This window comes from Haloterrigena sp. H1 (genome assembly GCF_005938085.1).
Lineage (GTDB): Archaea > Halobacteriota > Halobacteria > Halobacteriales > Natrialbaceae > Natrinema.
The window spans coordinates 243,887-267,327 of sequence record NZ_SMZK01000001.1; the positions used below are offsets into that span (position 1 = coordinate 243,887).

Sequence of the window (23,441 nt, forward strand, 5' to 3'; positions counted from 1 at the left end):
ACGGAAAAAAGGCGGGCTGTAGAACCGGCTTTACGCCCAAAAAGCGCTGTTGAGCTGGCTGCTCGAGTAGCTGTTCGATCCTGCTTTTTCACTCGAGGACTGCGTACACGACGCCGAGGACGAGTCCGTACGCAGCGTGGCCGACGAGACTCTCGACGGCGATGTTCGGGACGGCAGGTGCCAGTTCGAACCCGACTGCCGAGAGCCAGATCGGCATCACGAAGACGGCGAGGACCAGCCAGACCCCGACGCCGTAGCCGAGTCCGAGGAGCCCCGCCGTCGTCGGACTCGCGTCGGCACGCCCCGTTGCGACCAGCAGCGCCGCGAAGACGACCCCGATGACCGCGCCGTGGGAGAGGTGGACGACCGTCCCCGCGAGCCCGCCTTCGAGCCCGTACATCGCTGGGATCGCCATTTCGAGGACGCCAGGCGTCTGGACCACCATCATCGCGCCGAACACGATCGCGCCGATGATACCGCCGACGGTCCCTGCCTGCCAGGGCTCGAGTGCTGTTTGAGTTCGTTCGGGTCGTTTGGTTACTGTCTCTGATGCCATATGACATCACACACCCTGAGTCAGTGTAGCGGTATCCCGGTTCGGGACTGGTCGTGCACAGCCGGTTCCCGGCGTTCGGTTTTGCCTATCGGGCGGCCTTTGAGCCAGCCGAGCAAGTGTGATTACAGCAGCGGGGTGCAATGACACGAAGTTTCTTTGGACCAGCGCACTCACTCTCACGCGATGTCGAACCCGCTCCGGATCTCGGCTGGCGACCTCGAAGCGGATGCCATCATGGACGCGATCGAGGACGGGCGACGGGTCGTGATTACGACGACAGCGGCGCAGGGAGAGTACGAGGTGACGCTGCGATACGACGGCTCGGTGTACTACTGTGATACACCGACGCGGCTCCACCGCCACGAGACCGAACGCGAGATGCGGACCTGTATCCGGAACATGGGCTATGGAGCAACAGCTGAGGACGCGTGACGACGGCGCGTCTATACGTTCCGGCCGGCCGTGACGAGTATTTTGACGCTTGCGGCCGTACGGGCCTGTATGCCTGACACCCCCCAGCACCGCCTCGGGGAACTGATGGAGGAATCGAACCCCCCGTTCGAAAAAGTCATGAGCTGCGTGTTCGGAATCGAGGATCACGAGACTCGCACCTACCTGACACTGTATTCCCAGCCCGGCAGTACGATCGAAGAGTTGGCCACGACGCTCGAGCGCGACCGGAGTACGGTCAACCGCTCGCTGTCGACGCTGCACGAGCGGGACCTCGTTCGCCGGGATCGACGATTGCTGGACGGTGGTGGCTACATTTACCAGTATACGGCGATCGCGCTGCCAGAAGTCAAAGAGATGCTGCACGAAGCGCTAGACGTCTGGACGGCAACGGTCCACGACGTGATCGACGAGTTCGACGAGACGATCGAGTAACCCACGTCATCGCCGAATCCACTCACTTTTTCCCTGTTGCATCCCTCCCACCCGATAATGAGTCTCAGTCTCTCGGCCGAGCAGCCGGAACAACCAGCCGACGCCGACGAGGGCGTCTGGCTCGAGTGCATCGAGTGTGGCGAGACGTTCGCTCCCTTCGACGACGTTCGCTACACCTGTGATGAGTGTGACGGACTGCTCGAGGTTCGCTACGCCGAGCTCCCGACGTTCGACGACTTCGAGGGCCACGGCGTCTGGCGGTATGCCGACGCGCTGCCGTTCGCAGAAGGCGTCTCGATTCAGGAAGGTGCGACGCCGCTGTACGAGGTGCCCCGTCTCGAGGACGAGATCGGTGTCGAAGCGCTGCGAATCAAACACGAGGGGATGAACCCCACGGGCTCGTTCAAAGACCGCGGGATGACCGTCGGCGTCCGCGTCGCGAAGGAACTCGGCGTCGGTCGACTGGCCTGTGCCTCGACCGGAAACACGAGCGCTGCACTGGCCGCCTACGGCTCCCGCGGCGGCATGGAGACGCTCGTTCTCCTGCCCGCCGGCAAGGTCGCCGCTGGCAAGATCGCCCAGGCGAGTCTCCACGGCGCACGCATCCTCGAGGTCGACGGCAACTTCGACGCCTGCCTCGACATCGTCCAGGAACTCGCAGCCAAGGGCGAGGTCTACCTGCTGAACTCGCTGAACCCCTTCCGCCTCGAGGGCCAGAAGACGATCGGCCTCGAAATTCTCGAGGGCTTCCTCGCCGATTACGACGCCATTCCAGACCGGATCGTCCTGCCGGTCGGCAACGCGGGCAACACCTCGGCGCTCTACAAGGCCTTCCGCGAACTCGTCCAGGCCGGCGAACTCGACGAGGACGACGTACCCAAGCTGACGGGTGTGCAGGCTGAGGGGGCCGCACCGATGGTCGAGGCGATCGAAAACGAGGCCGACGAAGTCCGGCGCTGGGACGACGTGGAGACGCGCGCGACCGCGATCCGGATCGGCAACCCGGTCAACGCGCCGAAGGCCCTCCCCGGAATCCGCGAAACCGGCGGCACCGCCGTTTCGGTGTCCGACGAGGAGATCACCGAGGCACAGCGCGACATCGCAAGCGAGGGGATCGGTGTCGAACCCGCCTCCGCCGCTTCGATCGCCGGCCTGCGGAAGCTCCGCGCCGAGGGCGTCGTCGACGACGACGAGCGCGTCGCCTGCCTGACGACTGGCCACCTGCTCAAAGACCCCGACGCGGCGGCCGCCGCCGGCAGCGAGCCCGAACCCGTGCCGGCTGACACTGAAGGAGTACTCGAGCGCCTCTCGGAGTAACGTCCATCGGACGCACGACCCGCGTCAGACGCGTCTGACACGCGACTGACTGACCTTTTTCTCGCTCCGTGTGGTCGTCGCTGTCGAGCCATGTCCGTCGAACAAGACGACTCCGCCTCCCACGTTACCGAGCGACACCGGCCGATCAGCTTCGACGGCCCCGTCGAACCGAGCATAAGGTATGACCGGTCCATCACCGAGTCGACACACCACCCCGCGTTGCTTGCCGCTCGGATCGAACGGATACGGCTCTCCGCTCGAATCGTCGCACTCGAGCAGGCACTCGAGGCGAGCGAACGACGCCGACAGGCGATCATCGACCAGTACGAACGCCTGTTGGCCGATTGGACGGCCGCCACGGAACCGTCATCCCGCAAATCTGGATCGTGGTCACGATCCGTGCTGACACGACTCTTCGATCGGTAACTCTCACCAGTTGCCGACATTTTTATTTTATTTACATATCTAATAATTTAAATACGGATACAAACTACTGAACGGGTGGGGATAACCAATGGCAGATACTGATACGTATCCGGGCTGCCCCGAGTGCGACGGCAGATTACGGAAGGAGGGTGCAGAAATCATCTGTGAGGAGTGTGGACTCATCTCAGCAGAAGACGAGATCGATCGTGGCCCGGAGTGGCGGTCGTTCGAGGACGACGAGTCCGATCCGAGACGAACCGGTGCGCCGCTAACTCGGTCGCGACACGACCGTGGACTCTCGACGGAGATCGGATACGGCTCGCACGCAGGCTCCAGTACTCGGCTGACTGGCCGGAAACGACGGCAGATCGCTCGCCTTCGCCGCGAACACAATCGCGCACGGATCGCATCGAAAGCCGACCGAAATCAGGTGTACGGGTTCGCCGAAATCAGACGGCTCACTGCCTTGCTCTCGTTACCGGACTCCGTCAGAGAACAAGCCTGTGCACTGTTCGAGTCCGCCCAGTCCGAAGGGCTCTTTCAGGGCCGGTCGCTCGAGGGGTTTGCTGCCGCTGCAGTGTATGCGATCTGTCGGATCCGTTCGGTCGCCAGAACGACCGACGAGATCGTTGCCGTCGCACGCGCCGACGATGCCGAACTCTCGGCCGCCTACGATGCCATGAACCGTCAACTCGGCCTCGAGACGGGACCGATCGATCCCACCCAGTATCTCCCGCGCTTTGCCTCGGAACTCGAACTCGGGACGGCCGTCGAGCGTCGCGCGCGAGAACACGTCGCGGCCTTGCTCGAGGCGGGCCAGATCGGTGGTCGGAATCCCGGTGGCGTCGCTGCGGCCTGTCTCTACAGGGCAGCGGGAGAGCGCGACGAGTGGCCATCGATCACGCAGACAGCGGCTGCCGAGATCGCCGATGTCGCAGCAGTGACGATCCGGGCGACTGTTACGAACATCAACGAACTCTGATGTTGGACCTGTTGAAACGCTAATAGCGGGCGCCGCTCGCGGTTACGTCGTCCGGAGCGTGTCCGTACTCGGCTCGTAGACCTCGCCTTTCTGTTTGAGCTTGTCGATCTCGTGTTCGGCCTTGGAGTGGTCCATGCCGACCTCTTCGGCCCGTTCCAAGACGATGTCGACTGGCGCGCCATCGTCGTACTCCTCCTCAATGTCGCTGATGAGTCCCTTGAGGTTCTTGATCCGATCGCGCTGGGACTTCGACGTGCCGGCCTCGACGATATCCGCGTCGAACTCGCCGGTCTCGGGATCGACACCGATATCCTGGAGACACGACCGGACGATTTCGACGGACCGTTCGGCATCACGCTGCTCGACCGTGTCCGAGAGCCGAACACGGGCGCTTGCCTCCGCGAGTCGGACCAGTGCCTCGAGTTTCCGGGCCGTGACGGGAACGGCAGCGTCCTCGTCGGTCCCTCTCGAGCGCAGGTCGACGTAGAAGTCCCGAATCGTTGCTTGGGCCTCGTCTGTCATTCGCGGATGACAGTTCTGCTTGGCGTAGGCGATGTATTTCCGAAGGAGTTCGGCGTCGATCTCCGGATCGACCTGTTCTGTCATCTCGTCGATCTCGGCGTCGCTGACATCGAGCGAGCTCATCTCCTCGCGCTGGGTGGTCAACTCGCCAGCGTAGTTCGTGGTGATGATGTGCTCGGCGAGGTTGCGGTCCTTTTCCTCGTCAGGCTGGTCGGTGACCGTGAAAATCAGGTCGAACCGCGAGATGAGCGCCGGCTCGAGGTCGATCTGCTCGCCGATCGGCTCGTACTGATCGAAGCGCCCGTACTTGGGGTTTGCCGCACCGAGCAGCGAACAGCGCGATTTGAGCGTCGCGTTGATACCAGCCTTCGAGACGGAGATCTTCTGTTGCTCTAGGGCCTCGTGCATAGCACTCCGATCTTCCGAGCGCATCTTATCGAGCTCGTCGACCGCCGCGATTCCCTGATCGGCGAGGACGAGCGCGCCGGCCTCGAGGGTCCACTGCTGGCCGTCACCGAAGTCGTCGCGGACCGCGGCGGCTGTGAGACCAGCCGAGGACGACCCCTTGCCCGAGGTGTAGACCGAGCGGGGTGCGATGTTCTGGATGTAGCCTAGCATCTGCGATTTACCGGTCCCCGGATCACCGATCAACAGCATATGCAGGTCCCCACGAATCCGCGAGCCGTCGGGCAACTGCTTTGTCACGCCCGAGAACAGCTGGAGGATCATCGCGAGTTTCTCCTGATTGTAGCCGTAGATCGAGGGCGCAATAGAGGCGATCATCTTGTCGTAGATGTCCTCGCTCGAGGAGAGCCGAACGATTTCTTCCTTGTCTTCGCCGGTGATGTCCATGTCCTCGAACTGCTCTTCGTCGATGTCGACGGACATCCCCTCCATGTAGAAGTCGAAGACAGGTGACTTGTCCTGATTGTCGCCCTGTTGCTCGAGGCGGAGGACGCCGGTCGCGGAGACGTGATCGCCGGGGGTGACCTCGCCGGTGATGTCGTCTTCGACGTGGACGTCGAGCGACTGGGGAGTTTCACCGCCGCGCAGGCCTTCGGGACTTTCCTGGATGCGAAGTTTCTGGGAGTCGACGAACTCGGATTGGTCGAAGTTGACGCGGAACGGGCCCTGTCGTTCACAGCCCTGGCACTCGTGGGGTTCCTGGAAATCACCGCTCGACTGGGGGACGCGGGTCAGCGTGCCACAGAGCTGGCACTCGAAGGCGGCCTCTTCGATTTTGGGACGGACGTCGGTGGCTTTGCGGACGATCCCGTGGACCTGCACAAGGGAGTTCATGTCCGGTGCGCGGATCTCTCGGATCTCGGGGGACTCCGTCTCGGGGAGATTTCGAATTCGGACGTGGGCCTGCCCGAGACTGACGTCGATCGGGAGGTCGTACAATCGTAGCGCCTCCTCGGCGTACTGCTGAAGTTGTTCGGGTTTATTCAGGAAATCATCGGCGAGATTATGATCAAACGTATAGAGGTCCTGCCAGTCGACGTGTAGCGACCGTTGCTCGTTGGGATAGCGTTGGGCAAGCTGCTTGATCTCGTTGTCGTAGTAGTTACGGAAGAACTGCTCGAATAGGTCGACGAGTTCTGAGTTGCCCGCTTGCGCCATTGCACCGTCCTAGGGCTGCCATCGGGTATAAATGGTCGTAAACTGGGGCGAAACTGAAGGCTCGAGGCGGTGACCACTGCAAGCGGTCAGCTAGCCATCGTCGAACGCACGTGTGTTCGGGTCACATTCGACGATGGGGTCGTCGCTTGCGTACCACAACTGGACGCACTGCTGATAAAACGAGCTTATTGCCGCCATCGGGCACCGTTTTTCGACAGGGCTGTACTATTGCTTCCACGGAAGGCTTCATTGGTTGTTCCCCACTACATAGAATCGAGGTGATCCAAACGAATCGAGATGATCGGTACACCACTCGATCCTCACTGTAGTCAGTCTGATCGTCCTCCGTGTGGTTCCTGTTGACTGCGTCCCTCAGAACACCTCACTCCCGAACTCATGATTTAGTTCTTGGCCTTCGGTTTTGGTGCTGCCCGCTGGTCAGTACTACCGCTTGTCGGCCGGCGGCTATCGTCGCCGAACTCCTCGAGTCGACCGGTACGGATGTGCCCGTCGCCAGTCTCGCAACCGTGTTCGGGAGCCTGACGACTCGCTCGCCGTCTCGCCCCTTCTTGCGGTGTGCTTTCTCGTGGTCGGTGAGAAACTCGACGGACTGTGCATCTCGATCGTGCTCATCGACATCGAATCCGCGAAGCGCGCCGGGTCGGGCACCGCGTCGTGATCTGACGGGTAATACTGCCGGTCGATACTGTGAGAGAACCGGCGTGCCGACAGTGTGAATACGGCCAGTGCGGCCCCGGATACCACCCACGTCGTGCTCGAGCAGCCGCACTCATCGATCACGAGAGTTCTTCTGTACCGGAAAACAGGCAGCGATTCGTTAGGATCGCAGTGCTCGAACGACGAGCCACCGGTTTACCCACAACTGCGTGGCAGTTCGCGAAGCGGTATCGAAACGGGGCGGGAGCCAGCACGGATGAGTCATCACCGGAGGAAGCCAAAGCCGGATCGGACGAACGCGATCCAGCCGACGGGCCACCGACGCTCGCACTGCACCCGGCTGACCTGGCTATGACGACCATCGCGCTGGAGCTCGTCACGCCGTACGCGGCCTACGTGGCCTTCCGGTTACGAACCGCGCTGACGTTTTCGGTCGTGTTTGTGAGTCTCTTTACGGCGCTCGCCGCAGGTGGCTTGTTGCTCGCTGAACGGTCCTCTGACGACGGCCGGTCGGAACCCGGCCAGACTGACGGACCACCGCTGCTTGCGATCCATCCAACTGATCTAGCCACCACGACCATCGTGTTGGTGCTTGTCACGCCGTACGCGGCCTACGTGGCCTTCCAGTTACGAACCGTGCTGACGTTTTCGATCGCGTTTGCGAGTCTCCTATTCGCGCTCGCTACGGGCGGCCTGTTGCTCGCCGAGCGAGTCTCCAAGGATGATCGACCACGACCCAGTCCAGACGGTGAGACGGAGGCCGCCGACGACACGCCGACCGATCCGGCACCCGACGGCGGTTCCGTCGAGGGGGTGGAGTGAATGTCCTCGGCGCTGCGTCTCGCTACCCTGTGTGTCTGTGCGGCACTGGTCTGCGCTGCGGTTGCAGGCGGACCGGGGACCGGAGCACTGTTTAGCGACACCCACGTCGCCGCGGGAAACGTCTCTACCGACATGGACGACATGGATGACGTATCCACCGTCAATGTGATCAGCGAGCCGGAGACGAACGAGACGAACAAAGTCGAGCCGGAGACGAACGAGACGAACACGGCCGAGCCGAAGACGAACGAGACAGATTAACTGAAAGAGTGGACGTAAATCATTCAATAAGCTATTGACACGTCGGTATGACCGACTTTCATTAGATAGCCTGTGAGTAGTCGATTAATAACAAACCCAAATATCCAGGATGGTATGATTGTAATGGGGATACAAACGAACCATACGGGGATCAGCACAGAGAAAAACCTCACAGAAAAACAATACCGGATCCTTGCCTATCTCCGGAATCACACCACTGACCAAGCGTATTTCAAATCACGGTGCATCGCGAATGACCTGGGATTAACGCCAAAAGAAGTAGGCACGAACATCCCAGCTATACAGCAAGCCGACACCAAACTCGAGATCGAGAAGTGGGGCTATTCGTCAAGTACAACGTGGATGGTTACTGCCTAGAAACCACCATTGCCCCACTTGTGATACTGCCGGACAGCAGTCAATACGAAGTCGGTCGCGGATTCGCGGCCATCTCCACCGGTGACGGCCGCAGCAGCGCGACTGACAGTCACGTCGTTCTGTCCGGCAGTATGACTCACTGCTTTCCACCACGGGCGATGTCTCCTCCTGTTGGATAAACACTCGTCCACAGAGTTTGCGGTCGCCCTCAGCGATTGTGACGGTCTCACCGCCGACGTACTTTCTCTAGAACCCCATTTCCAGCGAGCATCGTAATCACACTCATTACTTGCTTCAGCGGTGTGATCGCGAGCTGTACATTCGATCGGCGCGTCGGCGTCTGCCCAGGGTACGAACGGCCGTTTCCTACTCTTGCCGGCTTGCCCCATATCCGCTGCTCGACGGTAAGGCTCACTGCGACCATCTCTAATCAGACGAGCGAAACCAGCCGCATCGCTTACTGCTTTTGGGAAACCTCGTATAAGAGGATGGGATCGCCCGGATTTGAACCGGGGTCACGGGCACCCAAGGCCCGAAGTATACCAAGCTAACCCACGATCCCGTACATATCGATATCGCCCCCATTGCATAAAGCGTTTCGTTCTCCCGCTGGCTCCCGCTGTGTGACCGCCCTCGCTCGAGGCGGTGTCTCATACGGTCTGCTGTACCGATGTACCGGTGCAACCGCAGTGCGGGTAGCGGTTGCACCGGAAATGACGCACAGGAGTCCGTATCAAACCCTGAGAGAGTCATCGACGACTGAACGAACGGTTTTGTCCGATGCCGTGATAGCGCCTCTATGACCGGACTCGAGTTGCTGCTTGTGATCCTCGTCTTGCTACTCGTTCTTGGGGCGGCACAGCTCGTTGCGGTTGCCCGGCCGTTCATTATCAACGCGGTGGGTGGGCTCGTGGTGTTATACCTCGCCCAGGTCGGCTTCGGCGTCACGGTGGCGGTGTCGCCGCTGACGGTTGTAGTCGTTGCAGTCGGTGGCATCCCAGGTTCGGTGCTCGTGCTTGCGCTGTCGTTGTTCGGGTTCGCCTTTATTCCGTGATCAGGAATCCATACTGCCGGACAGAACGGCGTGAAGTCGGGCGCGACGTCGTGGCCGTCCCCACCGGTGACGGTCGCACGCATGCGACCGGTGTCGTTGTGACTGGTCCCCAGTAGTGTCAGTCGTCAAGCACGCGCTGAATATCCTCGTCGGTTGCCTCGGAGATCGCATCGGGATCGGTAGTGATCAGCGGCGTATCTTCCCACTCGGCCTGCGTCGTGGCGATGTCTTCGTCGGTCGCTTCCGGGAGCGACTCGTCGTCGTCGGTGGCGACGACGGCGTCGAAGATCGCCCCGAACGTCGAGACGACACGATCCTCGTGGCGTGTCGGATCGAAATGAAAGTGGGCGTCAGCGTCGACGCTCGCGAGCCGGTTCGCGAGGACGTGTGTAAACTGGAAGACGTCCGTTGGTGGCGTGTGTCGCAGAAGGGCATCGAGCGAGTCGAAACAGACTGTCAACTTCTCGTCAGTGTCGCCCCAGTGTTCGCAAAAGCGACTCACTGCGATGCCGATCGCAGTGAGGTCGGTCGGATCGAGGATCGAGTCGGTGACGACCGACTGCGTAAAGTCCGGCGTCGACTCGTCGGTCGCGTCGGTCAGGACGTTCCCGACCGTGAGCTGACCGAACTGGCCGTTGATCGCCGCTGTAGAGCAGGTTGGCTCGGCGTCGGCAAAGGTGACCGCCAGATGTGCCGTCTCGTCGTCGCCGCACAGTTCCTCGCAGGCGTCGGGTACTGTTTGACGCGGGTGGACGAGCAGGACGGTTGCCGGCGACTCGATCGCGGCTGGCGAGGTCGGATTCATAGTGACTGTTGGGCGAATACCCGTCCTGGCAATGGATTACCGCCTCTCGCTCTTTATCGTTCTGGCCGCCCGGATGGGCGTCAAAACAGTGATGGCCGTCTCCACCGCGTTGTCGGCAGGTACCGATCCACTGCGAACGCGATCAGAGATCTGCGTCGCGCAGTTCGATGTCCGCCACGAGTTCGTAGGGGTGGGCATCCTTCCGGATGCCGTCCAGCAGGGTAAATGCCTGCCCGGGCTCTAAGAAGTGTTCCGTGACGACGCGACCCAGCGGCGTGGGTTCGAAGCCGTCGATGAACTCGTACTGCAACAGTTTACCGATGGCGTGTTTCGTCGGCACGTCGCCGAGCATGCGGTCGTTAAGCGCTTTCGCGGCCTTGCCGCCGACGGTAACGTTCGCCAGCGTCTCCTCGACGGCGGCGGCCTCGTCGTAGTGGGTCATCACCGACTCCATTTCGCCCTTGAGGAGTTTGAAGGCGACTTCGTCCTCGGACATCTCCATCGAGTTGTGATAGGCACAGTCGGGCTCAACGAGGACGTACACCGTCCCCTTGTCGTGGTAGTCGGGTCGCCCCGCGCGGCCGAGCATCTGGTGGAACTCCTGGACGGAGAGCCACTCGATGCCCATCGCCAGCGAGTCGAAGATCACCTGCGAGGCTGGGAAGTCGACCCCCGCTGCGAGTGCAGCGGTCGTGACGACCGCGGAGAGTTCCTGCTCGCCGAACTTGCGTTCGACCTCCTTGCGGCGCTTGTAATCTAAGCCGGCGTGATAGGGTGCAGCGGAATACTCGAGTTTCCGCGAAATCTCGTGACAGCGTCGCCGCGAGTTGGTGAAGATGATCGTCTGCCCGCGATACCCCTTCGAGGATTCGGTGTCGAACGCGCGTTTGACGAGCTTGTTCTCGACGCGGACTTTCTCCTGACCGTCCGCGAAGGTGACGTGGCGCTCGATGGGGACTGGGCGCTCCTCGAACTCGATGAGCTTCGACTCGAGTGCGCCCGCGAGCTGGTCGGGGTTGCCGACGGTCGCCGAGAGGTAGATCCACTGTGCACCGCCGTAGTCGTCGTGGCGCTTGGCGCGTTGCTCACAGGTGTACTTGAGCCGCGAGATGAGGCCGTCCAGCCGGTGGCCCCGGTCCTCTTCTTTGAGGGTGTGGACCTCGTCGATGACGACGGTCCCGATGTCGCCCATGTCCTTGCCCGTCCGCAGGGCGTGGTCGATCCCCTCGTAGGTGCCGACGATGACGTCGGCGTTGGGATCGAACTGGTTGCCGTTGTCGGCGATCCGGCTCGCACCCACGCGGATGGAGACGTCGACGAGGTGGCCGTACTCGTCCTGAAAGTCCTCGTACTTCTGATTGGCCAGGGCCACCAGCGGCACGAGAAAGAGCATCGTGCCCTTATTGTTCAAGACGCGGTTGATGCCGGCCATCTCCCCGACGAGGGTCTTCCCGGTCGCCGTCGCGGAGACGACCATCTGGTCGTCGCCGTCGAACAGTCCATGGTCGACGGCAAGGCTCTGGACCGGCAACAGGGTCTCGAACCGATCCTCGAGCAAGCCCTGCAGCCCCGGGTGCAGGTTCAGCGAGTCGATCCGGACGGGGTCGACCTCGTCGGTCGTCGCCGAAATCGTATCGAACTTCGTCAGATCGGGATCGAGTTGGCCCTTGAGCAGGTTGACGATCCGTTCTAGGTCCTGGACCTCGAGCATGAGGTCCTCGAGGCGCTCTTTGGCTGCGCCGGTGACCGCGCCACTGCCCGAAAAGGACAGCTGGCGCTCGAGTTCCTGACGGGCACAGTCCCGGCAGATCCAGTCGTTGTCGTCTTTGACCGCGGTGTCGGTGGTGATCGGCGAGTACTGGCCCGCGGAGGCACAGTAACGGCAGGTCCGGACGGTCTTGGCCTTGTCCTCGAGCTGATAGCCTGCGAGCATTTCGGTGAGTTCGCGCCGTCCCTCGGGCGAGGTTTGCTCGGAGATGCGGATGCGTTTGGCTCGACGGGCGAGTTCGACGAACTCGTCGGGCTGGCGGGGCTCTTCGCTCGAGCCGTCTTTGAGTCGGAACTTCGCGGGGCGGGGGCCGGCGGAGGTTTCCGAGAGTCCGAGTTTCGCTCTGAACAGCCGTTTGCCGTCACGTTCGACGACGATCAGGTAGTCGTCGCCGGTTTCGTGACAGAAGATCGTATCGACCTGCTGGACCTGCTTCGACACGGTCGCGAGTAGGGCGTGGCGGTATTTCAGCGGTTCGGACTGGCTCGACTCCGCTGACCTCGCCTGTAGCCGATGTATATGACCCACGAGTGATCTATAGCCCTACATATAACTCTTAGCGAGTTACATACCGGGTGCGTCGAGTCCCATCACCATATGGGCTTGAATCCGTGGGAGCACATCCCAGTCGTTCGCCGCCGCTATGCGCTTCGGTTTCTCGCCGCACTCGCCGTTATTCTCCTTATCGTGGGGGCGTTCGGCGGCACTATCTATGCACAGACTGGCGACGAACTCGAGTCGAACGTCGAATCACAGCTCGTCACCGGTGCCGAAACGGACGCAAACCGGATCGACATCTGGTTTCGGTCGACCGAACGGTATCTAGGATCACTCCCCCGCTCGTCGGCGTTTCGTAGCGACGATCGAGTGACGATCAGTGATTCCTTACACCGGATGAACGATCGTACCGCGTTCGAAGGGGCCTACTACGTCGATGCCGAGACGGGTGCCGTCCACGCGAACGCGGGTACGAACGCGGTCATCACCGACGACGGCCGCGTCAGTGCCACTGCCGACGACCGGCTCGCGCCTGCGATAGAAGACGATTCGCAGGTGGTCTTCTCCGAGGCGTTCGAAACCGAGGCGGGCCGGCCGGCGATGCTCGCCGTCAGCGAGGTCCCCGGCGACTCCGACCACGTCGTCGTCGGCCTTGTCGACCTCGAGTCGCTGTCCAGGTATATGATTGGGTCCGACGAAACCGACGACGTGATCGTCGCCGACCGCTCCGGAACGGTCGTCATCGCCGAAAACCGATCGCGACTGCTGGAACCCGACGCGGTCGATCCCGACACCATTGCGGACGGAACGGGAACGACGTCGATCGATTCCGGGTCAGAAGACGGCGAGACCGTCGTCGGCTACGCGCCCCTCGAGCACGACGGCTGGACGTTGACGACCCGCGTGCCGGCGTCTGAAGCGTACGCGCTCCAGTCGACGATCTCGAACTGGCTGCTCGCGATGTTGGCCGTGACGTTCGGGGGGATGCTCGTCCTCGGTGCGACGGTCGGCCGGACCACCGCCCGCTCGCTGCGCGATCTCTCGGCGCGGGCTGCTGCCATCGAGGACGGAAACTTAGACGAGCCGGTCGAGTCGACTCGGGCGGACGAACTCGGCGACCTGCACCGCTCGATCGATCAGATGCGTCAGTCACTGCGCGACCGGCTCGAGGAGGCCGAGGCCGCCCGAGCCGAGGCCGAACGGGAACGCACGGAATCCGAGCGCTTCTCCCGGCAACTCGAGCGGACGGCCGACGAGTACGGCAAGACGATGCGTGCCTGTGCCGACGGCGACCTCACGCGGCGACTCGATCTCGACGCCGGCAGCGAGGCGATGTCGACGGTTGCAGCTGCGTTCAACGACATGATGGACGACCTCGAGGCGACGGTGGCTGCGACACGGGCCTTCGCCGACGCGGTCGACGATGCCGCCGAATCGACGGCTGACGGCGTCGTGGAGGTCCGGTCGGCCTCTGAACAGGTGACGACCTCAGTACAGGGGATCGCCGACGGCGCGGACCGCCAGAGCGAACACCTCGCGATGATCAGCGACGAGGTCGACGAACTTTCGACGACCACCCAGCAGATCGCCGCGACCTCCTCGCAGGTCGCGACACTGGCCGAGCAGACTGCGACGACAAGTGCGGACGCCCGCGAATCGGCCCGCCGGGCGATCGACGGCATGAACGCCATCGAAGCCGAGGCAAACGACGCCGTCGCGGAAGTCGCCCGACTCGAGGAGGAGATCGCGGCGATCGACGACCTCCTCGAGTTCATCGCCGACGTCACCAAGGAAACGAACATGCTCGCGCTCAACGCCAGCATCGAGGCCGCACGCTCGAGCTCTGACGACGCCCAGTTCACCGCGGTCGCAGACCAGGTCAAGTCCCTCGCCGAGGACACCCAAGAGGCTGCGACCGACATCGAACAGCGCCTCGGGCGAGTCAGCGAACAGACCGAACAGGTTGCGACCGTCGTCAAAGAGACCGACGCGCGGATCGCCGACCACCGCAACGCGATCGAGACGACGGTCGCCTCGCTCGAGGAGATCTCGTCGTTCGCCGCGGAGACGAGCGAGGGCGTCCAGGAGATCTCCGCGGCGACCCAACAGCAGGCCGGCGCGACACAGGGGATCGTGACCATGACCGACGACGTCACGGCGATCAGCGAGGAGACCAGCGCCGAAGCGGAGACGGTCGCCGCGGCCGCCGAAGAGCAGACCTCCTCGCTCGTCGAGGTCTCACACACTGCCACGTCGCTGTCCGAGCAGGCACGAGAACTGTCCGACGCGCTGTCGTCGTTCGAGGTCTCGGCCGAGCCGGTCGAGACGCCGCTCGAGGCGACATCGGGTGACACCGACCGCGAACTGCCGACCGCTGCCGACTACATCGTCGAATCGGACGGACAGAACGACTCGCTGACGGCCGACGACGAAACTCTCGAGGCCGAAGCGGTGGCCGACGACGCGGGTGAAGCGCAATCGTCGGCTCGAGAGTTCGACTGGACGAGCGCGCAGTAGTCGTCGCCATCGGCGCCGAGACGCGAAACGCGATCACGTGTTTGCGTGTCCCCTCATACGGTCTGCTGTCCCGATGTCCCGGTGGGACCGCAGGACGGCTTGCGGGTGCACCGAAACTGACGTACAGTAGCCCGTCTCACTCGAGCAACTCGATCTCGTCGTCGCCGTGGGGTACCGCACAGATGAACGCGCCCGGCTCGTCGCCGTCGTTGCGGTACCAGTGGACCGTCCCGGCAGGAATGAAAAGCGAGTCACCGGCCTCGACCTCGTAGGTTTCCTCACCAATGCCGACCGTGTACGCGCCCGCGAGGACGTACTGTTCGTGTTCGACCTCGTTGGTGTGTTTCGGCACTTCGCCGCCGGCTTCGAGGACGAACCGCCGGATCGCGAAGTTCGGTGCGCCGTGGCCGTCGTTGAGCAAGACGCCTTTCTCGAGGCCATCAGCGGCGTCGACCGGTTCGTACTCGATCTCGTCGCTCCGTCGCAGGACTGGCTCGGTCATACCTCGAGTCGGTGCCGGAGCCACAAAATCGTCCGGGTCGGCCGCTGGCTGCGCGCTCGCTACAGCAGCCGTCGCAGCCTTGCAAGGAGATACCACAGGCCGCCAACGATGCCACACAAGAAGACGAGATTGAACAACAGAACGGCGTATTCGGTGGGGCCCATCGTCGTCAGGATCGTCATAGAGGACCTGTCGCTGGACGTACCTATTATCGTGTCGCTGCACTAACCGCTAGACACGGTCGTGGTGTGTCGTCACCGACGACGGCGCTGTCGCTCAAGGGTGTAAAATACTGCAGTCAAGAGTCGATACCGTACGAATTCCGCCTTACAGGCGCTCGACGTTCGTCGCGCGCGGGCCCTTAGGGGCCTGCTCGATGTCGAACTCGAGCTCCTGACCTTCTTCTAGGTCCGGGCCGCCGATGTCTTCCATGTGGAAGAAAACGTCGTCGTCCGCGTCCTCAGTCTCGATGAATCCGTAGCCGCCAGTGTCGTTGAAGAAATCAACGGTTCCTTTCGCCATTGCTTCTAAAGAGAACGGCTGGGGACTGATAAACCCTCCGACTCGAATCGAACCGAGAAGACGGGTGGGAGAGCCCCTCTCGAGCGTCTATTCGGCGATTCTGCCGAGTGAGTCAGACGTTCTCACCGTCCTCGAGTCGCTGGATCGAAATCGAGACGAAATACACCAGCATGAAGACGAAGAACCCGCCCGTGAGCCCGACGAGTCCAACGGTGTCGACGCCGTCGGGATCGATGATGGCAACTGCTATCAGCCCGATGACGAAAATCGCGATGATGAAGGCCCCGACGCCGTAGTAGAAGCCGAGATCAGACTCGAGATACTCTCGCATGTAGCGTCGTTTCACCGCGACCAGCAAAACGGTACCGACGCTCGACCGGGTGCGACGCCGGCGTGTAGCGTCGTCGTCCGCTGTGATGCCTGCTTACGCGAGCAGGCGACGAACCGCGTCGGCGTAGTCGTCGGGGACCTGTTCGGCGATCGCGTCCGGGTCCGTCTCGCCGTCGTAGTTGACGAGATACGTCCGGCCGCCGTCGTCGCCGTAGATTCCCTGGAAGTCGTAGACGAAGCCGTAGACGGCGACGTCGTCGGCGACGTCCGCGGCCTCGCGTAAGAACTGGACTTGCGTGTCGACGTTGTACTCGACGAGCTGGTTGATGACCGTCTCGTCGTCCGCGCCGGTGTCGACCTGGCCGCTCTCGAGAGCCTCTTCGACGACTGGCACGAGCAGGTCGACCCACTTGTCGACGCCCTGCGGGCCGGGCATGTCACCGCCGGTTGCCACGTTGTAGGCGGCGGTGACGGCACCGCAGCCGGTGTGGCCGACGACGGCTGCGACCTCGGTGTCGGCGTGTGCGATCGGGTACAGCAGTCCGCCGTTGACGATCTGGTCGCCGTCGACCTCGTCCCAGACCTGGTTGCCGATGTTACTGGGTGTAAAGACCGTGCCGGGCTCGTTGGCGTCCCACATCCCGACCTGTGGCACGCGCGAGTCCGAACAGCAAATCGAGACGACGTCAGGCTGTTGGCCGTCCTGTACGTCGGCGAAGTGGTCGTCGGCGAGGCCGGCAACGTGGCGCTGGTTCCCGGCGAGCAACTCCTCGAGGACGTCTTGTTCCGTGCCCATATGAGACACAGGCGCAATGCCAGTCAAAACGGTTACGTTCCATTCCGATTCTGTCTTCAGATATCGACCGACACGCCGCAGACACCGGTCGCACTCGTAACGCGACCGGCCCTCATGGGCCCGTGTCCGAGACTATCAGTCCGTCAGCCCGTAGCCGGTCTTGAACAGGTACACGTCGATTCCGACGACGACCACGGTAAGCACAGTCAGTACAGCGAGCGACACAAGCGGCATGATCCCCTCGTAGCTGGCCGGTGCAACCTGCACCAGATCCGAGTAGCCGAGGAAGCCATAGCGGACGCTGTCGACCATCAACACCATCGGGTTCAACAACGAGACCTGCTGCCAGATCCCCGGCAGCGTCTCGAGGGAATAGAACACCGCGCCGAAGAAGACCAGCGGGCGGATGATGAACTGGTTCATGACGGTCAGATCGTCGAAGTCCCGTGCGACCAGCCCGCCGATGATCCCGAAGCCGGCAAACAGCGCCGTGATGACGACCAGCGTGACGAGCAGGTAGAGCGGGTGCTCGATCGAGATTGCCGTGAACGCGCGGCCGACCGCGGCGATGATCAGGCCGACGATGATCCCCCGCACCGCGCTGGCGCCGACGTAGGCGAGGACCATTTCGCCGTAGGACAGCGGCGAGGTCAGCGTCTCGTGGATGTACTCGTTCCAGCGGCCATGAAAGATCGAGAACGAGGCGTTCTCGAAGGCGTTTGAGATTGCGCCCAGTACAATCAGCCCAGGCACAATAAAGACGATGTAGTCGAAGCCCGCAATCTCGTTGATCCGGTTGCCAAGGATCACGCCGAAGACGGCAAAGTAGAGCACGTTCGTGATCGCCGGCGGCATGAACGTGTTCTTGGGCCGGCGGACGAACCGCAACACCTCGCGCCGGAAGAGCGCACGAAAGCCGATCGAGAACATCAGGCGACCCCCTCCTGTTCTCGCTTCGGCGGGGTGTCCGTTTCGTCCGTTTCGGTCTCGTCACCGCCGCTCGCGCTCTCGGCCGTCGACCGGGTCACGGAGCGGTCCTCGCGCTCGGTCAGGTCGACGAAAATCTCCTCGAGCGAGGTCCGAGTGATCTCGAGGTCGGCGATCTCGTAGCCTCGCGCTTCGAGGTCGTTGAGCAAGCGCGGGGCGATCGAGCCGCCGTCGTCGACACGGACCTCGAGTCGATCCCCGGCAATCGTCGTGTCGTGTGCGTAGGGGCCGAGTTCGGGTGCACTGGCTGGCGCAGATTCGAGTCCGACAGCGATCGTGTCGGTCCCACGCCCTTTCAGTTCGTCCGGAGTCGCGACGGTCACTTTCCGACCCTCGTTCATGATCGCGACACGATCACAGAGGCGTTCGGCCTCCTCGATGTAGTGGGTGGTCAGGAGAATCGTCGTCCCCTCCTCGTTGAGTTCGGTCACCAACTCCCAGAGGTCGTGGCGCAACTGGACGTCGACGCCGGCAGTCGGCTCGTCCAAGATCAAGAGGTCGGGGTCGGTGACGAGGGCTCGAGCGAGCAACAGGCGGCGTTTCATCCCGCCGGAGAGCCAGTCGAAGCGTTCGTTGCGCTTGTCGTAGATCCCGACGCGTTTGAGCACTTCGTCGGCCCGGTCGGCGGCCTCATCCTCGGGAACGCCGTGGTAGCCGGCTTTGTGCATCAGCACTTCCTTGATCGGGAAGAAGCGATCGACGTTGAACTCCTGGGGCGCCACCCCGATCGCGTCCCTGGCCTGCTGGTAGTCGTCCTCGACGTCGTAGCCGAAGACGCGTGCTTCGCCGCCGGTCTTGCGAACCAGTCCGACCAGCGTGTTGATGAAGGTCGTCTTCCCCGCTCCGTTGGGGCCGAGCAGGCCGAAGAACTCGCCTTCCTCGACGGTCAGCGACAGTTCTTGGAGGGCGCGTAGCTCACCATATTCCTTGACGAGATCGACGGTCTCGATGGCCGGTGGCATCGATACAGGGTCAGCCCCGGCTACGGTTAAACCGTTTGTTCGCAGCATTCCCCGTTGTAACCGGTGTGTTGCCGACTATCACGCGATCGGCTACAGGGCCGGAGGCCCGATCACGTCTCGAGCCCGGTCAGTAGGCAACCGGTCGTGCGACCAGTCTCATACGGACTCCTGTGCGTCAGTTCCGATGCACCCGCGACCAGTCCTGCGGTCCAACCGGGACATCGGGACAGCCGACCGTATCAATCCGCAGTTCCCGGCCGCCCGGAGAAGGCAGCGGCACCGCTTTGCTGGACGATATCAAGGGCAGTCATCACGTCGGTCCGTGAGATCAATCCCACGAGGTCGTCGTCTTCGACGACGAGCAGGCGGCCGATATCGTGTTTTTGCATCCGCTCGATGGCCGTCATCGCGTCCGAATCGGGCGTGATCGTTTCCAGATCCGTCGTCATTACGTCCTCGACGGTGTACGCGTCTCGTTCGACCGGCTCGATTGCGCGTGCATCGCTCAACGTTACGAGGCCGACGAGTCGTTCACCCTCGAACCCGTCGCTTTCGACGACCGGATACCCCGTGTGGCGCTCGGTAAACATCCGTTGGATCAGCTTTGCGATTGTCGCGTCGGGGTCGATGGTGTGGAGATCACTCACCGGCGTCATGATGTCGCTGACGGTGATGTCCTGAAAGGCGGCTTTCATCGTCACCTGCTGGGCCTCGCTCGAGGCGGCGATGAACACGAAGAAGGCGACGCCGATGAGGATGATGTTGAACGAGAGGAGGCCGAACAGGCCCATGGCGATGGCAAACAGCTTGCCGATGCTGGCGGCTTGCTGGGTCGCCCGCGCGTATGGTTGATTGCGAGCCAGCAGCGCTCGCAGCACTCGTCCGCCGTCCATCGGGAACGCCGGAATCATGTTGAAGAAGGCGAGCGCGACGTTGAGAATCGCCAGATAGCCGAGGACGAACCGTGCGCCGCTGAGGCTTGCTGGGGTCACGGAGAACAGCGCGTAAGAACCGATGCCGACCAGAATACTGACGATCGGGCCGGCGACGGCGATCGTGAGCTCCTGTCGCCAGTTTTCGGGCATCTCGGAGAATGCGGCGATGCCGCCGAACAGCCAGAGCGTGATCGAGTCGATCGGAAAGCCGAACCGCTGGGCGGTCAACGAGTGTCCGAGTTCGTGGAGGACGACCCCAATGAACAGGCCGATCGCCGCGGTCAGTCCGAGGGCCCACGGCATCAGGCCGGCGCTAATCACCCCAGTGTCGATTTCTGCCGCGAGCCCGGCGTTCAGTAGTTCCGCGACCTGCCCGATCTGTGTCCCGATGAGATACGCGAACAACGGGAGTACCAGCAGGAACGTCAGATCTAGCTTGATCGGGATTCCGAACAGGGACCCGATCCGGAAGCTTCTCATATCGTTCTCTTGCGGCGGCGAACCCTTAAACACGCCGTCGAACCGACACCACACGGCACCCGCCTACAGCCCAGTGCTCGAGCAAGCAGCGCTCACTCAGATCCGCCCTTCCCTGTAGTGGTAGCACTGACCATGTCCCCTGTGACCGCACACCTTTGATAGATATAATCATCCTAATATCTACTAACCACCATATATTTTCTACCCCATAGATTTATACGGCAGTTCGTGGATTATGTTAGTACGATGATGGAACTAACCCACGACACCACTCCGGCTGGCGTCCCGTCCGAACTCGATTCCGCGCAGGCGAAACTCGTCTACTTCTACCTCGAGGCGTCCGAGGGCGCGACCGCGACCGATCTCCATCAGTCGCTGGGACTCCCGAAGCTGGCGATCCTGAGCGTCATCAACTCGCTTGCCAGCCAGGGACTTGTTGAGCAGTTCGACGCCGAGTACGTTACAGCCGACTCGGTTCAGGCCTAAAGCGGGGCTGTCCTCGGAACACCCAACGCGGCGCTTCGAAGCCTTTATCCGCGCGGTGGGCTTCCGTTTTCACAAGTAACCACAACCATGTCAGACAAGCCTGCCTCCATGTACCGGGAGATCAGTAAGCCGGCCTATACGCGCCGCGAATACATCACTGGCATCCCTGGCTCGAAAATCGCACAGCACACCATGGGCGACACCTCGGCAGACGCCGAGGACTACCCCGTCCAGATCAGCCTCGTCACCGAAGAAGAGGTCCAGATCCGCCACGGATCGCTCGAGGCCTCGCGCCTCTCTGCGAACCGTCACATGCTCAAAAACGCCGGCGAGGGCAACTACAAGATGATCCTGCGCAAGTTCCCCCACCACGTCATCCGGGAGAACAAGCAGGCGACGGGTGCAGGTGCAGACCGTGTCTCCGACGGGATGCGCCAGGCATTCGGGAAGATCGTCGGCACCGCCGCTCGCATCGACGCTGGCGAGCGCATCTTCACCATCTGGTGTGACGTCGACGACGCCGACTTCGCCAAGGACGCGCTCCGCCGTTCCTACAACAAGATCTCGCCGCCGTGCCGTGTCGTCGTCGAGAAGGGCGAAGAGCAGCTGATCGCGTAAAACCACCTTTTACACTACGTTCGTTTCGCGTCGACAGCAGCGTTGCTGCTGCACGACGCGCTGTCACTCGGTAAAAGCTGGATCAAAAGCACTCCTCCCTCCGTTCTCTCGCTCCTGAGCGTCGCTCGTTCACATCGGTCGTCGGCCCGCTCGCTCACTGACTCACGGCCATCGGCCGTTCGTCTTTCCGCGGCGCGTAGCGCCGCGCTTTCGTTCGCTCGCGGTGAGTTTCGGTGAGCTGCCTGCCCTTCCCCGGGTCGTGCGCCTCTCGCAGTGCTCGAGACGCACTCCCGGCCACCGCCGCTCGGTTTTGGGCTCCCGTCTCGAGCATCTTTTTATCCGCCTACTCCCGATGACCGCCTATGATCGATCTCGCGGTGGCCAACGACAAAGAGACGTTCCGGCGGATGCGCGAGCCGCTGGCCGAGCGTGGAATACGGGTTCATCACGTGCCCGTACGCGAGCGCACGATCGCGATCGGCGACCCACCGTGGAAACCCGACGACTACGACGTCGGCTTCGTCTACCCTGGTCGGCTCATGGAAGGCGGGGTCGCCGACGCCTTGCTCGAGATCCCGTGGCTCAACGACCACGAGACGGTGTTGACCTCGCGAAACAAAGCCGAGGTGCTGGCACGCCTCGAGCGAGCCGAGCTCCCGGTTCCCGACTCCGTCTACGTCTCGAACGATGTCTCGGAGACCGAACTGATCGAGGTCTTCGAGCGCTTCGAGCCGCCGGTCGTGGTCAAGCCGAACTCGACGACGCGGGGCGTCGGCGTCGCGAAGGCCCACGATCTCGATTCTTTCCTGGGGATCTGTGACTACCTCTCGCTGGTCCACGATTATCGGGCGACCGGCGATCGGTCGTTTCTGGTCCAGGAGTATCTGCCCGCGGCGACCGACTACCGCGTGATGGTCCTCGAGGGCGAGTACGCCGGCGCGGTCGAACGCCGACTGCCCGACGAGGCAGTGCGTGAGGGGCAGTGGAAACACAACGTCCACCGTGGCGCGGAGGCGACGGGTGTTGAACTCCCAGAATCGTTGCGCGAGCTCGCCGAATCAGTCGCTGCCGAACTCGAGATTCCGTTTCTGGGCGTTGACCTGCTCGAGACGGACGATCGATTGGTCGTCAACGAGACGAACGCGCGACCGACGATCGACGCGGCGACGAAGTACGAGGCGGGGTTTTACGACCGGCTTGCGGACGCGATCCGTCGTGCTGCTGGTCGTGACTGAAATCGAAATCGAAGACGGCGACCGCGACGGCTCGGTTACTCGAGGCTGATATCCGAGGAGTTCTCCGCGCGATCGAAGACGACCTCGAGGACGCCGTTGTTGTAGGTTGCGGCGGCGGTGTGTTCGTTGACGCGGGTCGGCAGGGAGACGCGCTCGTCGTACTGTCGGTGGTCGCTCTCGGCGGAGATGGTCAGCGTCTTGCCGTCACACTCGAGGTCGATGTTGTCCTTTTCGACGCCGGGAAGGTCGGCGACGACGCGGATCTCCTCGTCGGTCTCGTGGATGTCGACGTGGGTGTCCATCCCGAAGCCGTTGTCGACGGTACTCGAGGAGTCGACGTTCATGTTGGCGTCCGCGCTGTTCATCATTTCGTTCATCATTCGCTCGATCTCGCGAAACAGGTCGTCGAAGGGTTCGTCGCGGTCGTCTCGGCGCATGGGGGTGCCTAGGGTATCGGATGGCAAAAACTTTCTGTCGTTACTATAACTCAGTCCGT

At 62.3% G+C, this 23,441-nt stretch carries 27 protein-coding genes and 1 tRNA gene; 13 read left to right on the plus strand and 15 right to left on the minus strand.

Annotated features, from left to right (window positions below):
* Positions 1-88: 88 nt before the first annotated feature.
* The gene (locus E2L06_RS01250) at positions 89-556 is read right to left on the minus strand and encodes a histidine kinase (protein ID WP_092933276.1); all 468 of its coding nucleotides are present in this window, start codon (positions 554-556) and stop codon (positions 89-91) included.
* 183 nt (positions 557-739) lie between these two features.
* Here E2L06_RS01250 and E2L06_RS01255 point away from each other — a divergent pair, with 183 nt between their 5' ends.
* From E2L06_RS01255 to E2L06_RS01275, 5 genes are all read left to right on the plus strand, one after another.
* The gene (locus E2L06_RS01255) at positions 740-988 is read left to right on the plus strand and encodes a hypothetical protein (protein WP_092933274.1); all 249 of its coding nucleotides are present in this window, start codon (positions 740-742) and stop codon (positions 986-988) included.
* A gap of 69 nt (positions 989-1,057) precedes the next feature.
* Positions 1,058-1,441, plus strand: coding sequence for a helix-turn-helix domain-containing protein (locus tag E2L06_RS01260; protein ID WP_138777857.1), 384 nt, complete (start codon positions 1,058-1,060; stop codon positions 1,439-1,441).
* A gap of 57 nt (positions 1,442-1,498) precedes the next feature.
* Entirely contained in the window at positions 1,499-2,758 is a 1,260-nt protein-coding gene (thrC, locus tag E2L06_RS01265) for a threonine synthase (protein ID WP_138777859.1), read from the plus strand.
* Positions 2,759-2,848: 90 nt separating this feature from the next.
* Positions 2,849-3,184 carry a hypothetical protein gene (locus E2L06_RS01270; RefSeq protein WP_249361351.1) on the plus strand — a complete coding sequence of 112 codons (336 nt, stop codon included), beginning with the start codon at positions 2,849-2,851 and terminating at the stop codon, positions 3,182-3,184.
* Positions 3,185-3,272: 88 nt separating this feature from the next.
* On the plus strand, positions 3,273-4,166 hold the full coding sequence (locus E2L06_RS01275) for a transcription initiation factor IIB family protein (RefSeq protein ID WP_138777861.1): 894 nt from the start codon (positions 3,273-3,275) through the stop codon (positions 4,164-4,166).
* 42 nt (positions 4,167-4,208) lie between these two features.
* Here the strand turns inward: E2L06_RS01275 and E2L06_RS01280 are convergent, their stop codons facing one another.
* Positions 4,209-6,311, minus strand: coding sequence for a minichromosome maintenance protein MCM (locus E2L06_RS01280; protein ID WP_138777863.1), 2,103 nt, complete (start codon positions 6,309-6,311; stop codon positions 4,209-4,211).
* 849 nt (positions 6,312-7,160) lie between these two features.
* On the opposite strand from E2L06_RS01280, the gene E2L06_RS01285 reads away from it, so the two are divergent.
* The 3 genes from E2L06_RS01285 to E2L06_RS22310 all read left to right on the plus strand — a co-directional run bounded on the left by E2L06_RS01285 (position 7,161) and on the right by E2L06_RS22310 (position 8,450).
* The gene (locus E2L06_RS01285; protein ID WP_138777865.1) at positions 7,161-7,811 is read left to right on the plus strand and encodes a hypothetical protein; all 651 of its coding nucleotides are present in this window, start codon (positions 7,161-7,163) and stop codon (positions 7,809-7,811) included.
* A complete protein-coding gene (locus E2L06_RS01290; RefSeq protein ID WP_138777867.1) occupies positions 7,812-8,072 on the plus strand; it encodes a hypothetical protein in 261 nt (86 codons plus the stop codon).
* 123 nt (positions 8,073-8,195) lie between these two features.
* Positions 8,196-8,450: a hypothetical protein gene (locus E2L06_RS22310; protein ID WP_138777869.1), complete on the plus strand. Its 255-nt coding sequence runs from the start codon at positions 8,196-8,198 to the stop codon at positions 8,448-8,450.
* A gap of 489 nt (positions 8,451-8,939) precedes the next feature.
* Here E2L06_RS22310 and E2L06_RS01300 read toward each other — a convergent pair.
* Positions 8,940-9,012, minus strand: a tRNA-Pro gene (locus E2L06_RS01300).
* Between the two features lie 237 nt (positions 9,013-9,249).
* Between E2L06_RS01300 and E2L06_RS01305 the strand changes: the two genes are divergently transcribed.
* Positions 9,250-9,504 carry a pro-sigmaK processing inhibitor BofA family protein gene (locus tag E2L06_RS01305; RefSeq protein WP_138777871.1) on the plus strand — a complete coding sequence of 85 codons (255 nt, stop codon included), beginning with the start codon at positions 9,250-9,252 and terminating at the stop codon, positions 9,502-9,504.
* Positions 9,505-9,622: 118 nt separating this feature from the next.
* Here the strand turns inward: E2L06_RS01305 and E2L06_RS01310 are convergent, their stop codons facing one another.
* Both E2L06_RS01310 and E2L06_RS01315 read right to left on the minus strand, forming a co-directional pair.
* A complete protein-coding gene (locus E2L06_RS01310) occupies positions 9,623-10,309 on the minus strand; it encodes a hypothetical protein (RefSeq protein ID WP_138777873.1) in 687 nt (228 codons plus the stop codon).
* Between the two features lie 142 nt (positions 10,310-10,451).
* Positions 10,452-12,518 carry a DEAD/DEAH box helicase gene (locus E2L06_RS01315; RefSeq protein WP_138777875.1) on the minus strand — a complete coding sequence of 689 codons (2,067 nt, stop codon included), beginning with the start codon at positions 12,516-12,518 and terminating at the stop codon, positions 10,452-10,454.
* 156 nt (positions 12,519-12,674) lie between these two features.
* Between E2L06_RS01315 and E2L06_RS01320 the strand changes: the two genes are divergently transcribed.
* Positions 12,675-15,092: a methyl-accepting chemotaxis protein gene (locus tag E2L06_RS01320; RefSeq protein WP_138777878.1), complete on the plus strand. Its 2,418-nt coding sequence runs from the start codon at positions 12,675-12,677 to the stop codon at positions 15,090-15,092.
* A 136-nt stretch (positions 15,093-15,228) separates the two neighbouring features.
* Here E2L06_RS01320 and E2L06_RS01325 read toward each other — a convergent pair whose 3' ends face one another.
* The 8 genes from E2L06_RS01325 to E2L06_RS01355 all read right to left on the minus strand — a co-directional run bounded on the left by E2L06_RS01325 (position 15,229) and on the right by E2L06_RS01355 (position 20,606).
* Entirely contained in the window at positions 15,229-15,594 is a 366-nt protein-coding gene (locus E2L06_RS01325; RefSeq protein ID WP_138777880.1) for a cupin domain-containing protein, read from the minus strand.
* A gap of 59 nt (positions 15,595-15,653) precedes the next feature.
* Complete coding sequence (locus E2L06_RS22710; RefSeq protein WP_283241341.1) at positions 15,654-15,776, minus strand: hypothetical protein; 123 nt, start codon at positions 15,774-15,776, stop codon at positions 15,654-15,656.
* A 145-nt stretch (positions 15,777-15,921) separates the two neighbouring features.
* Positions 15,922-16,116: a cold-shock protein gene (locus E2L06_RS01330; protein ID WP_005554588.1), complete on the minus strand. Its 195-nt coding sequence runs from the start codon at positions 16,114-16,116 to the stop codon at positions 15,922-15,924.
* A gap of 112 nt (positions 16,117-16,228) precedes the next feature.
* The gene (locus E2L06_RS01335; RefSeq protein WP_138777882.1) at positions 16,229-16,447 is read right to left on the minus strand and encodes a hypothetical protein; all 219 of its coding nucleotides are present in this window, start codon (positions 16,445-16,447) and stop codon (positions 16,229-16,231) included.
* A 93-nt stretch (positions 16,448-16,540) separates the two neighbouring features.
* Positions 16,541-17,242, minus strand: a complete 702-nt coding sequence (locus tag E2L06_RS01340; RefSeq protein WP_138777883.1) for a carbonic anhydrase — start codon at positions 17,240-17,242, stop codon at positions 16,541-16,543.
* Between the two features lie 135 nt (positions 17,243-17,377).
* Positions 17,378-18,172: an ABC transporter permease gene (locus E2L06_RS01345; protein WP_138777885.1), complete on the minus strand. Its 795-nt coding sequence runs from the start codon at positions 18,170-18,172 to the stop codon at positions 17,378-17,380.
* Positions 18,172-19,191, minus strand: coding sequence for an ABC transporter ATP-binding protein (locus tag E2L06_RS01350; RefSeq protein ID WP_138777887.1), 1,020 nt, complete (start codon positions 19,189-19,191; stop codon positions 18,172-18,174). The genes E2L06_RS01345 and E2L06_RS01350 overlap by 1 nt, the downstream gene beginning before the upstream one ends.
* Before the next feature lie 239 nt (positions 19,192-19,430).
* Positions 19,431-20,606 carry a CBS domain-containing protein gene (locus tag E2L06_RS01355; protein ID WP_138777889.1) on the minus strand — a complete coding sequence of 392 codons (1,176 nt, stop codon included), beginning with the start codon at positions 20,604-20,606 and terminating at the stop codon, positions 19,431-19,433.
* Between the two features lie 246 nt (positions 20,607-20,852).
* Between E2L06_RS01355 and E2L06_RS01360 the strand changes: the two genes are divergently transcribed.
* Together E2L06_RS01360 and E2L06_RS01365 are read left to right on the plus strand one after the other, a co-directional pair.
* A complete protein-coding gene (locus E2L06_RS01360) occupies positions 20,853-21,092 on the plus strand; it encodes a helix-turn-helix domain-containing protein (protein ID WP_394348728.1) in 240 nt (79 codons plus the stop codon).
* An 87-nt stretch (positions 21,093-21,179) separates the two neighbouring features.
* Positions 21,180-21,710, plus strand: a complete 531-nt coding sequence (locus tag E2L06_RS01365) for a 50S ribosomal protein L16 (protein ID WP_138777892.1) — start codon at positions 21,180-21,182, stop codon at positions 21,708-21,710.
* A 154-nt stretch (positions 21,711-21,864) separates the two neighbouring features.
* Here E2L06_RS01365 and E2L06_RS21655 read toward each other — a convergent pair whose 3' ends face one another.
* Positions 21,865-22,041 carry a hypothetical protein gene (locus tag E2L06_RS21655; RefSeq protein ID WP_171052286.1) on the minus strand — a complete coding sequence of 59 codons (177 nt, stop codon included), beginning with the start codon at positions 22,039-22,041 and terminating at the stop codon, positions 21,865-21,867.
* A gap of 31 nt (positions 22,042-22,072) precedes the next feature.
* Between E2L06_RS21655 and E2L06_RS01370 the strand changes: the two genes are divergently transcribed.
* Positions 22,073-22,945: a RimK family alpha-L-glutamate ligase gene (locus E2L06_RS01370; protein WP_138777894.1), complete on the plus strand. Its 873-nt coding sequence runs from the start codon at positions 22,073-22,075 to the stop codon at positions 22,943-22,945.
* Between the two features lie 35 nt (positions 22,946-22,980).
* Here E2L06_RS01370 and E2L06_RS01375 read toward each other — a convergent pair whose 3' ends face one another.
* A complete protein-coding gene (locus E2L06_RS01375) occupies positions 22,981-23,382 on the minus strand; it encodes an Hsp20/alpha crystallin family protein (RefSeq protein WP_138777895.1) in 402 nt (133 codons plus the stop codon).
* Positions 23,383-23,441 lie beyond the last annotated feature (59 nt).